The following is an 11513-nucleotide window of genomic DNA, read 5'->3' on the forward strand; positions in this document are numbered from 1 at the left end:
CGGCTCAGAGCACGACGTCCACGTCGTACGCCCGCATCCACGCGTCCAGTTGGAGGGTGGTCTCCAGGGCGGCCCGGCTCATGCCCGCCTCCAGTGCCGCGGCTCCGTCCCGCCGTACCCGCGTCTTGAGGTCGGGCGAGAAGAAGGGGTCGAGCGGCCCGGTGCCGGTGCGGACGAGGTCGGCGAGGCGCTCGCGCAGGGTCCGGTTGTAGGCCTCGGCCCGGATGGAGGGGTAGGGCGTCTTGACGCGCTGGGCGACGGCCGTGGGCAGCAGGTCCTTCATGGCCGCGCGCAGCAGGCTCTTCTCCCGGCCGTCGAAGCTCTTCATCGCCCAGGGGACGTTGAAGGTGTACTCGACCAGCCGGTGGTCGGCGAAGGGCACGCGGACCTCCAGTCCGCAGGCCATGCTCATGCGGTCCTTGCGGTCGAAGAGGACCTGGGCGTGGCGGGTGAGGGCGAGGTAGGTGACCTCGCGGTAGCGGGCCTCGGCGGGGTCGTCCAGGTGCCGGCGGGCGTCGATCTCGGCGACGGCCGCGCTGTGGCAGTCGCGTTCGTAGGTGTCGAGGTCGAGCTTGGCGAGCAGGTCCGGGGTGAAGACGACGTCGTTGCCCTGGTAGTTGTGGCGTCCTTCGTGGACCCAGGGGAACGTGGTGGAGAAGACCGCGTCGGGGTCGCGCTGCCAGCGGTAGCCGCCGAACACCTCGTCGCCGCACTCGCCGGACAGGGCGACGGTGGAGTGCTGCCGGACGATGCTGAACAGCAGGTGCAGGGAGGCGTGTTCGTCGCCCTTGGCGATGGGCAGGTCGTAGGCGCGCAGCACGGAGGCGCGCAGTGCCGGGTCGAGCAGGTCGGGCGCCTTGAGCGGGAGTTCGCTGTGGTCGGAGCCGACGTGTTCGGCGAGCAGCCGGGCGTAGACGTGGTCCTCGTTGGCGTCGGGGCCGGCGGTGCCGTCGAGGTCGGGGTCGCTGACCGAGCAGGAGCGGATGCGGCCGAGGCCCTTGGCGCGGGTGGCGTGCGCGGCGAGCGCGGTGAGCGAGCTGGAGTCGAGGCCGCCGGAGAGCAGGGTGCACAGCGGTACGTCGGAGACCATCTGCTGTTCCACGGTGGACGCGAGGAGTTCGCGCACGGTGCGGATGGTGTCGTCCAGGGAGTCGGTGTGCTCGGCGACCCGGAGCTGCCAGTAGCGTTCCTCGGTGAGGCCGGTGCGGTTCACGCGGACCAGGCAGCCGGCCGGGACCTCGCGCATGCCGCGGAAGATCGCGTGTCCGGGCACCTTGGCGACGGAGAGGACGTCCCGCAGGCCGTCGGCGTCGAGCACGGGCCGGAACGCCGGGTGGGCGAGGACGGCCTTGGGTTCGGAGCCGAAGAGGACGCCCGTGGGGGTCGGCGCGTAGTAGAGGGGTTTGACGCCCATGCGGTCGCGGACGAGCAGCAGTTCGTCGCGGTCGCGGTCCCAGATCGCGAAGGCGTAGATGCCTTCGAGCCGGTCGACGAACCCGGGGCCCCACTCCAGGTAGGCGCGCAGGACGACCTCGGTGTCGCTGCGGGTGGTGAAGCGGTGGCCGAGGCCGGTCAGCTGGGTGCGCAGTTCCTGGAAGTTGTACGTCTCGCCGCTGTAGGTGAGCGTGGCGCGGGCGCCGGGGCCCTCGTCGGCGGCCATGGGCTGGCAGCCGCCTTCGAGGTCGATGACGGACAGCCGCCGGTGGCCGAGAGCGACGTGGCCGTCGGTCCAGAGCCCTTCCGCGTCGGGGCCGCGCCGGGCCATCGTGTCCGTCATGGCGCGCGCGATGTCGTGGTCGACGGGGCGGGCGTAGTCGACCCACCCTGCGATACCGCACATGGAAGCACTCCTGGGGTGTGCGGGGCGTCATGCCCCGGGGCGAGGGAACGGGGAAGAGCGGGGCCGGTGTCAGAGGCGTTCGACGTGCGGCTGCGGGCGGGCCGCGCCGCGCGTGTCGAGGAGCAGCGGGGCGCGCCGCTGGATCTCGTCCAGGTCGAACACCCGGTGCCGCTGGAGGAGGATGGCGAGGTCGGCGGTCTCCAGGGCGGCGGACAGGTCGGCGGCGGGCGGGACGGCCGTACCGTCGACGGACCACTCGGGCACGTACGGGTCGTGGTAGGAGACGTCGGCGCCGCGGGCCCGGAGCCGTTTGACGACGTCGCGGGCGGAGGTCTCCCGCTGGTCGGCGATGTCCGCCTTGTAGGTGACGCCGAGCAGCAGTACGCGGGCGCCGCCGAGGGTCTGGCCGGCCCGGTCCAGGAGGTGCTGGGCGCGTTCCACGACGTAGCGCGGCATGCGTGTGTTGATCTCCTGGGCGAGTTCGACCATGCGGAAGGGGTAGCCGAGCGTACGGACCTTGTGGGCGAGGTAGTTGGGGTCGATCGGGATGCAGTGGCCGCCGACGCCGGGGCCGGGCCGGAACGCCTGGTAGCCGAAGGGCTTGGTGGCGGCGCAGGAGATGGCGTCCCACAGGTCGATGCCGAGTTCGTTGCAGAAGATGGCCATCTCGTTGACCAGCGCGATGTTGACGTGCCGGTAGGTGTTCTCGATGAGCTTGGCCATCTCGGCCTCGCGGGTGCCGGTGGCCTGTACGACGGTGTCGACGATCTTGCCGTAGAAGGCCGCGGCGGCGGTGGCGCAGGCGGGGGTGTGGCCGCCGACCACCTTGGGGGTGTTGCGGATGCCGTAGACCTGGTTGCCGGGGTCGACGCGTTCCGGTGAGAAGGCGAGGTGGAAGTCGCGGCCGGCGGTGAGTCCGGAGCGTTCGAGGAGCGGCCGGACGACCTCGTCGGTGGTGCCGGGGTAGGTGGTCGACTCCAGGACGACCAGGGTGCCGGGCCGCAGGTGGCGGCTGATCGCCGCGCAGGCGCTCTCGACCATGGTCAGGTCGGGGCCGCCGTGTTCGGACAGCGGGGTGGGGACGCAGATCACGACGGTGTCCGCCCCGGCGACGGCGCTCTCGTCGGTGGTCGCGGTGAAGCCCTGGGCGCGGACGCCGGCGACGGCGGCGTCGTCGATGTCGTCGACGTGCGAGACACCGGTGTTGAGCCGGGCGACGATCTCGGCGTTCTTGTCGAGGCCGACGACGGTCATCCCGGAGCGGGTGGCTTCCACCGCGAGGGGCAGGCCCACGTATCCGAGCCCTATGACGACAAGGTCACTGCGCACAACGGTCCCTTTCGGATGGGAGGGTGCGGAAAGAGAGGGAGGGGGAGGGAGGGGTCAGTCGCCGCGGGCGCGGACGGCGAGCAGGGCGACCAGCAGGGTCGGCAGGAGCAGCAGCGCGAACGCCACGCGGTAGCCGTCGAGCGGGCCGGCGCCGGCGGCCAGGCAGGCGTTGAGGACTCCGGAGGCCAGGGCCAGGACGACGACCTGGCCGAGGTTCATGTTGGTCTGCATGGCGCTGGTGGTGTGGCCCTGCCGGTGCGGCTCGCTGTGCTTCAGGGAGAGCACGGTGACGCAGGGGTCGAGCAGCCCCATGCCGATGGCGGACAGCGGCATCGCGGCGGCGGCCGTGACCGCGGGCAGGCCGCCGGAGCAGCCGGCCGCCGCGAGGGCGGCGGAGGCCGTCATGACGAGGGCGCCCACGGTGACGAGGCGGTGCCGGGCCACGTGCTGGAGCGCCTTGCCCTGCACCCAGGAGGCGCCCGCCCACAGCACCGCGGAGGCGGTGAACGCCACGCCGACCACGACGGCGGCGACCCGCCGTTCGGTGATCAGCATCAGCGGCACCAGCGCCTCGATGGTGAAGTAGGTGCCGGAGGTCAGGCCGCGCAGCAGTACCGCGGTCGGCAGGCCCCGGGCGCTGCGCCAGGTCCCCCGCGGCAGGAGCCTCGGGGCGAAGGCGACGAGGAGGACGAGGCCGGCGGCGACGAAGGCGAGGTGGCGCGGGTCCCAGTCGGAGACGCCGTACTGGCCGAGCGCCGCGCCGAGGCTGAGCATGGCCGCGACCAGCAGCGGGGGGCGGGCGGCCCGTTCCGCCGCGGGTGGCGTGCCGGCCGGGCCGCCGTCCGCGGGTCTGCGCAGGACGACGACGAGGGCGACGGCGGGCAGCGCCGTCAGGGCGGCCAGGCCGTAGAAGACCGCGCGCCAGGTCCACCACTGGACGACGACACCGGCGAGCGGCGGCCCGAGCAGCGACGGGATGACCCAGCTGGCGCTCATCATGGCGAGCATCCGGGGCCGCAGGTGCTCGGGGTAGGCCTGGCCGATGGCGGTGGTCACCGACACGGCGACCATGCCGGCGGCCAGGCCGTCCACGAACCGTCCGGCGGCGAGCTGCCAGACGGACACGCTGGAGGCGGACACCAGCAGGGTGAGCACCGACAGGACCATGCCGAGCGCCAGGGGCCGCCGGGCGCCCGCCCGGTCGGCCCAGTGCCCGCCGAGCACCCCGCCGAACAGGCTGGCGGCGACGAAGCAGCCCGCCACGACCGGGAACAGGGACACGCCGTCCAGTTCCCGGGCCGCGGTCGGCAGGGTGGGCACGACGGCGAGCGCGGCGAACCCGGTCAGGAACATCACCACGGCGAACGTCAGGGTGGCGGCGAGGTACGGCGGTGAGAAGATCCCGCCCTCCGTGCCGCCGCCCGTCTCGGGCGCCGCCCGCTTCTCCGCCTTCTCCGTCATCGTCAGGCCCGCCGTACGCCGGTGTCGTCGCCGGGGCCCGGGGTCCGCCACCGCCCGACGAGGTCGTCATGGGTGTCGCAGGCCAGCCACTGCGCCTGCGCCCGGGCGCCATTGTGCACCGGTGCCGTGGGCCGCCAGCCGGTTTCTGCCGTGATCAGGGCGGTGGACATGAGCGGGGTGTACGGTCCGGGGGCGTCGGCCCGCTCCCAGGGGGTGCGGCGGGCCGTCTCCGTGACCAGTTCGGCGAACGCGGTCTCGTCGTAGCCGGCGGACGCGACGTTGCAGACCTCGGGGCCGTCCGGGCGGGCGAGCAGCGCGGCGAGCGCGTCGGCCATGTCGCGGTAGTCCACGATCTGGTGCCGGCGGCCCTCGACCAGGGTCATGGGGCGCCGGGTCCAGGCCCGCAGCATCCAGTCGGCGAGGACCCCGTCCAGCGGGGCGTGCGGGCCCACGGGCTCGGCGAACCGCACGATCTGCACGGGCGTACCGGTCTGCCGGCCCCAGGCCCGGCACTGCTCCTCCGCGTCCCACCACAGCCGGGCCTCGGTGTCCCCGGGCCGTTCGCGCAGGGAGTCCTCGCCGCGGTCCTCGGCGGCGCCGCCCCGGTAGACGGCCGCCGAACTCGCGTGCACCAGCCGCCGCGCGCCGAGCTTCTCGGCGTCGGCGAGCAGGTCCGCCAGCGGGTATCCGGTGTCGTGCGGGGTGCCGAGGTGGATCACGGCGTCCGGCGCCCCGGGCACCGCGTGCGCCGCCGGGTCGAGCCGCTCGGCGTGTACGGCGGTGCGGCCCGCGTCGGTCAGCAGCCGCGCGAGCTGGGCACCGAAGGCGGGGTCGCCGCCGGTGACGACGACGCCGGGCGCGGGGGCGGGGCGGGGGGTGCCGGCGGTGGCGCGGTGGGCGGCCCGGCCGTCGTCGAGGGCGGCCAGGGCGAGGTCGCGGACGAGCGGGATCATCGGCAGGAGTTCGGCGCCGGTGTACTCCTCGCACAGGCCGCCGGGGCCGAGGGACTCCATCACCGCCGCCGCCACGGCGGGCTCGGGGTCACGGTCCGTCAGGCGGGCGACGGCGACGCCCGTGGCGAAGGCGGTGAGCCACACCTGCCGGCACACGGTGTCGGGCAGGTCGGGCAGGTCCGCCGCGGCGAGGCCGTCCTCGCACGTGCCGAGCAGGCCGATGCGCCGCAGATACCGGTCGGTGTCCAGGAATTCCCAGCGGTCCTCCTGCCGTACCGCGCATTTCGACTCGCCGTACTGGTAGAAGGGCACCAGGGAGAATGCGGCGCACACGCTGTTGTCGGGGGAAAACACGGCCCGGTCGGTGAAGAATGTGGCGCGGCGCCATCCGTGGGTGCTGTTTCCGGCGATGCTCGGTACGTCGTCGTGGTCGACCGTACTGGGCACGGCGAGCCGCACCGGAATGTCCAGCGCCTTGAGATACCGCTGGATCACCACGTCGTACGGCCAGCCATTGCCGTGTTCCGCCGCGAATCGCTCATATCCGCGGGCGGCGTCGGCGGGCAGCATCAGGGCCAGCGACGGCACGTGTTCGTCGATGGCATAGGCCCACTGCGCCCCCGTGAGGGCTCCGAGGCGTACGACACCGCTGTTCCTGCCTTCCCAGCCCTCGTAAAAGGCGACGGCCTCACCGGGAACGGCGGCGGCGACCCTTTCGGCACAGGGGAAGAAATCCTCGGCGATGAGGACGTCGTCCTGGAAGACCACGTGGTGGGTGGCGTCCGCACCGACACAGCTCCAGGACGGGTTCGCGGTGCGCAGCGCGGTGGGCGGGCCGGAGGGGTCCGGGTCGGTGACGACACGGACGCGGCCCCGCGGGTCCTTCGCCGCGATGGCCTCGGCCGCCGCGCGGCGTCGCGGGTGGGTCATGACGGCACCAGTCAGAATGACAGCGTTCACGGCTTTCCCATCTGGCTGTTGGGGCCGGGCCGGCGGTGGCCGGCCCGGCGGTGGCGGGGGTGGTGCCGGGCGGTCAGTCCTCGACGGCGCCGGAGTTGCGGACCTGCCGTACGTTCTCGTTGAGTCCGTGGTCCGCGCCCTGCGCCCGTTCGTGCCGGATCATCGCGGCGGGGCGGTAGTTGAGGATGTACGCGCGCCGTGTGCCGTCCGTGGTGTTGCCCCGCGAGTAGTGCAGCGTGAAGCCGGAGTGGGCCACTGCTTCCCCCGCCCGCAGTGGCACCGCGGTGGCTCCCGGCTCGTCCTCGGAGCAGTCGCACTCGATGTTCTTGCCGTCGCCGGTGGGCCGGTGCGGGCGCAGCGGCTGTTCGTGCGAGCCGCGCACGTACCACATGCAGCCGTTGTCGACGTCGGCGTCGTCCAGCGCCACCCAGATCGAGACCGCCCGGTGGTCGGGCATGTCGATCCAGTAGGCCGCGTCCTGGTGCCAGGGTGTGGGGACGGCGGTGTGCGGATCCTTGTGGATCATCATGTCGAAGTCGAGTTCCGCGTCGGCGCCGATGAGTTCCCGGGCGACGGCGAGCGCCCTGTGGTGGAGGGGGAGTTCACGCAGCGGCGGATGGAGGGCCGAGGGCCACATGATCTGTGTGATGTTCTCGCGTATGCCGTCCTTGCGGGGAACGTGGGAACCGAGATCGGACCGTTTGTCGCCCGCTTCGATGTCACCGCTCAGGAAACGGTCGTAGATGTCCCGGTAAACAGCGAGCTCACCGGGGGAAACGAGTTCTCCGACGGTGGCGAATCCGTCGGCCGTGAATTTCTGCGCAAGGTCCGTAAGCACCTGCGTCGTCAAGACAAACATCCCCTTCGCCCCTTCTCCCAGCAGCCTGAGAGCACAGCGCACCCCGAGAAGGGGGATCGTCGAATGGAAAGCCCAGCGAGCCATGGAAGAGCTGGTCTGGACCATTGATCAAGACGGGACGGGAATCTACGGGGCGGCACACCGTGAGGTCAACAGTGATCAGAAAAATGGTCCAGACCTATGGCCCGCGGATGATCAAGCCGCTACGGTGTGCCGGGCCGCGCCACCGGGTGCGGACAGCGGTCAGCGCAGCAAGGAGGAGACAGGCGTGACGAGCACGGCCGGCACACTCCGCGTCGAGGCGGCGGTGCGTCGCAACCCCTACACGTACATGCTCACCGACGGGGAACTGACCACCCTGCTGGCGGACCTCGGCCGCCGCCGGGCCGAGAGCGTCCTGCGCAACCACACCGCCCCCGAGGGCAAGGCGCCGCGCGGCCCCTACCCGCGCCCCGCGATGGGCTTCGTCATCCTCGACCCGACGGCGGAGGCGGGCACCACGCCCGCCGACGCGGTCCTGGGCGCGATCACGGTCGGGGACGAGGCGCGCCGCTTCCTCCCCAAGGCCGCGGCCAAGGCGGCGGCCCACCGGCGCCTCGGCGGCGACAACGGCACACCGGTGCACACCGACCCGCACCTGCTCGGCACCGGCGCCTTCCGCTACGGCCACTCGGCCGAGGTGCGCGGGCTGATCGTCGCCGCCAGCTCCCAGACCACCGACCAGGACCTCTACGAGGCCTCCCGGCTGGCCGCCGAACTCGTCGAGGAACTCGGCGCCCGCCACCGCGCCTACGAGTGGAGCCAGGGCGAGACCGACTGGCTCACCGGCACCGGGGAAGTCCCGGACGTGTACGCGGAGATGGTGTCCTGGTTCCCGGGGCCGGTGGCGTAGAGACGCAGGTGACGGCCGTTCGGCACCCGGTTCGGGTCACCACTGCCGAACGCGCCGTCACCGTACGTCGACTTCGTGGCGGAGACAGGTCCGCCAGGGTTCAGCAGTACCTGTCCTCGGCTCGCGAGTACCCGGCGGAATAGCCGTCGTCGTAGCCGCTCGCGTAGGAGCTGTTGTTCTGGTTGAAGTTGTTGTTGTTGTTCTTGTTCATCCGGCAGTCGTCCTTGGCGTCGGCCCACCCGGCACGGTACCCGGCCTTGAAGCCCTGCCTGTAGCTGTTGTCGCGCTGGACCGTGGTGGTCGCGCTCGTGTGCGTTCCGGTCGGCGTCACCGCAGACGCCTGCTGGAGGCCGACAGGGCCCAGGGCGAGGGTGGCGGCGATGAGGGTCGTACCCAGGACGGCGGATCGCTTGCAGTGGCTGGCACGCATGATCTGCCCCCTTAGATATATAGGTTACTTTCTGTCATTTCCACCCTAATCACCCTGGTAACTCTCGCAACTGGCCGCACTCCAGTTGCATGAGGGCGACACTGACGCATGAGGGCCACTCGGCCACACCGGACCAGGGGGGAACATGCGCACCCGCACCAACATCACCGCCGTCATGGCGGCGCTCGCCGTCTCGCTCGTCGGCTGTAGCGGCAGCGACGGCGGCGAGGACGCGAAGCCCAGGGCGACCAAGACCGCGGAAGCGAGCAGCGAGCCCAGCACCGACGTCAGCGCCGCCGAGAAGGCCGCCGGCATCCCGCCCGAGCCGACCGGCGCCAAGCGCGCCGGGTTGCTCCGCGCCCTCGCCGCGGCGAACCCGGGGATCGTGAAGTACGAGGACAAGGCCATCGACGCCGCACGCAACCAGTGCTCCGCCGTCAACAACGGCAGCGGCAAGGCCGACTGGGCCGCATCCCAGCGCTTCACCTACGAGGACGTCACCACGACCGAGGCACAGGGCAAGCAGATCAACGAAGCCCTCAAGGGACTCGGCTTCTGCGAGACCTGACCCAGAGGCCCACTGACGGGACCGCCGCCACCGGGCCAAGGATCTTCACCAGGTGCCGTAACCCCCTCCGCCCGGAGGGGGTTAATGCTGCGCGGCAGCTGAGAACGTTCCTGCGCCGAAGCGCCTCGGTGGGGCGGGTGGGACTCGAACCCACGGCCGACGGATTATGAGTCCTTTTCTGATCTTCCGATCCGTCCCGGCTCTTACCTCGTCTTTCCTATAACCGCAGGTCAGAGGCACTTTGCCGTTCTGGCTCTGTGCCGGCCTTCCTGATCCTTCCGGGTCCTTCCGTTCACTGCGTGTCCACTGGCGGATCCCCCGTGAGCCCTCCCGGCAGGGCACCTGAAGGTATCTGCCTGGATCGACGCAGGCCTCGCAGCGGGCGAAGTCGAGGTCTCGAACTCGCGCGTAGCAGAGTGCCTTTCCGTCGTGCCGGGCTACGACCGCCGTTGTCAGTGGCGCCTCATAGACTGTCGTCAACTGCTCAGATGGGGGAATGCGTTGGCGACGATTCCTATTCAGAAGCGCCAGACACAGGATCCGGACTCGAGCGTGCCACGACTGGTAACCGTGGTCGACCGGGTGCTGGAGGGCGATGTAGTACTGCCCAAGTTCCAGCGGAACTTCGTTTGGACTCGGCAGCAGATCCTCGATCTGCTCGACTCCGTAGCGCGTAACTACCCCATCGGTAGCATCCTGCTGTGGCAGAGCACCGAGCAGCTTGCGAGTGAGCGCACGGTCGCCGGGCTGGCCGTCGGCGAACACCGTCACGGCTATCCGGTGAACTACATCCTCGATGGACAGCAGCGACTGGCGACGATCTGCGGGGCGCTGCACTGGGCCCCGGATGGTGACGCCGAGAGTAACTGGAACATCGTCTACGACCTCGAAGAGCAGGCGTTCAGACATACGGACACCCTGGAGGACCCACCCGCGCACATCATCCCGGTCCGGCTGCTCTCCAACGGCTTCCTCTTCGCCAACCGCGCTTCAAAGCTCGGCTCCGCGGACCTGCAGGAGCGGGCCGCGGAGCTGTACAACCGGTTCTCGAACTATCAGATCGCCGTAGTCACCCTCCGGGGCATGCCGTCGACCGAGGTTGCGAAGGTCTTCGAGCGGATCAACAGCACCGCGACCCCGCTCACCGTCGTCGACCTGATGCGGGCGGCGACCTGGAGCCCGGAGTTCGATCTCAAGGACGAGATCGACGAGCTGCTCGAAGTCCTGAGCCGGAAGCAGTACGGCAAAGTCGACACGAAGACCATGCTGCGCACAATCTCCGCCGCTGCCGGGTTCGGGTTTTCTCGTGAGGACATGAACCAGCTGCGGCATCTGAGCAAGGATGAGCTGGAGGAGGCGGTCAAGGCCGCCGTCGAAGCATCCAAGCTCGCGGTCGACTTCCTGACCACGCATGTCCGTACGCCCCGTGCTACTGCCCTGCCCTACTACAACCAGTTCGCGGTCCTGGTCGAGATCTTCCGCCAGGTGCCAAAGGCCACGGCAGCCCAGTACGACGCCATCGAACGATGGTTCTGGCTCACCGCCAGCGGCGAGTACTTCAAGGGTTGGAACGCGCGGCAGATGGCGGACGACCGCGAAGCGGTCCACAGCTTCGCCTCGGGTCGGACCGCTGAGATCGAGGTCAGTGCGGGCGTGCCGCGCAGCGTCCTGTGGCGCCGCAATCAGTTTAGGTCCACGAACGCCCCGTCGAAGCTGCTGGGCCTGTTGCTCGCCGAGGCCCACCCGCTGGACCTCCGCAACGGCCGCCGGATCGACACGGACAAGGCGCTGTCCTGGCAAAACGACAAGGAGTTCCACCACTTCTTCCCGAAGTCGTTCCTGAAGAAGCAGGGACTCAACGTGAGCCAGGCCAATGTCTGTGCCAACTTGATCATGCTGAGCTCTGTATCGAACATCGCCATCAGCGACCAGCCGCCATCGGTCTACTTGAAGGATCTGTGCGAGACCCAGGGCAAGGACACGATTCGTAAGCGCCTGGCGACCTGCCTCATCGAGAAGGATGCCTTCGAAGCCGCCCTGCGGGATGACTACGAGGGCTTCCTCCGTGCGCGCTCCGAAACCCTCCACAAGCGCCTGATGGAACTCATCGGCTCGTCCGCTGCCGGAGCGCAGGAGCATGTGGCCGTCCCCGACGACGGCGGAATTGGGGTCAGCGATACGGACGAGCCGATCGACCGGGATTCCGCAGACTGAGCGAGGC

At 70.4% G+C, this 11513-nt stretch carries 9 protein-coding genes; 3 read left to right on the forward strand and 6 right to left on the reverse strand.

Features of this window, described 5'->3' with window-relative positions; translation table 11 throughout:
- Positions 1 to 4 precede the first annotated feature (4 nt).
- The 5 genes from asnB to IE273_RS01005 form a co-directional block, all read right to left on the reverse strand.
- The gene (gene asnB / locus IE273_RS00985; protein ID WP_189813203.1) at positions 5 to 1840 is read right to left on the reverse strand and encodes an asparagine synthase (glutamine-hydrolyzing); all 1836 of its coding nucleotides are present in this window, start codon (positions 1838 to 1840) and stop codon (positions 5 to 7) included.
- 69 nt (positions 1841 to 1909) lie between these two features.
- Positions 1910 to 3169, reverse strand: a complete 1260-nt coding sequence (locus IE273_RS00990; RefSeq protein WP_189813204.1) for a nucleotide sugar dehydrogenase — start codon at positions 3167 to 3169, stop codon at positions 1910 to 1912.
- Between the two features lie 54 nt (positions 3170 to 3223).
- Entirely contained in the window at positions 3224 to 4630 is a 1407-nt protein-coding gene (locus IE273_RS00995) for an MFS transporter (RefSeq protein ID WP_189813205.1), read from the reverse strand.
- 2 nt (positions 4631 to 4632) lie between these two features.
- Complete coding sequence (locus tag IE273_RS01000) at positions 4633 to 6513, reverse strand: NAD-dependent epimerase/dehydratase family protein (protein WP_189813206.1); 1881 nt, start codon at positions 6511 to 6513, stop codon at positions 4633 to 4635.
- A gap of 103 nt (positions 6514 to 6616) precedes the next feature.
- Positions 6617 to 7402 carry a phytanoyl-CoA dioxygenase family protein gene (locus tag IE273_RS01005; RefSeq protein WP_189813207.1) on the reverse strand — a complete coding sequence of 262 codons (786 nt, stop codon included), beginning with the start codon at positions 7400 to 7402 and terminating at the stop codon, positions 6617 to 6619.
- 268 nt (positions 7403 to 7670) lie between these two features.
- Between IE273_RS01005 and IE273_RS01010 the strand changes: the two genes are divergently transcribed.
- On the forward strand, positions 7671 to 8294 hold the full coding sequence (locus tag IE273_RS01010; protein WP_189813208.1) for a hypothetical protein: 624 nt from the start codon (positions 7671 to 7673) through the stop codon (positions 8292 to 8294).
- A gap of 100 nt (positions 8295 to 8394) precedes the next feature.
- On the opposite strand, the gene IE273_RS01015 is transcribed toward IE273_RS01010, so the two are convergent.
- Entirely contained in the window at positions 8395 to 8724 is a 330-nt protein-coding gene (locus tag IE273_RS01015; protein ID WP_189813209.1) for a hypothetical protein, read from the reverse strand.
- A gap of 145 nt (positions 8725 to 8869) precedes the next feature.
- Here IE273_RS01015 and IE273_RS01020 point away from each other — a divergent pair, with 145 nt between their 5' ends.
- The gene (locus tag IE273_RS01020) at positions 8870 to 9292 is read left to right on the forward strand and encodes a hypothetical protein (RefSeq protein WP_189813210.1); all 423 of its coding nucleotides are present in this window, start codon (positions 8870 to 8872) and stop codon (positions 9290 to 9292) included.
- A gap of 552 nt (positions 9293 to 9844) precedes the next feature.
- Positions 9845 to 11506, forward strand: a complete 1662-nt coding sequence (locus IE273_RS01025) for a DUF262 domain-containing protein (protein ID WP_229887027.1) — start codon at positions 9845 to 9847, stop codon at positions 11504 to 11506.
- Positions 11507 to 11513 lie beyond the last annotated feature (7 nt).

The organism is Streptomyces olivaceoviridis, assembly GCF_014650115.1.
In the GTDB taxonomy this organism is placed as follows: Bacteria; Actinomycetota; Actinomycetes; order Streptomycetales; family Streptomycetaceae; genus Streptomyces; species Streptomyces olivaceoviridis.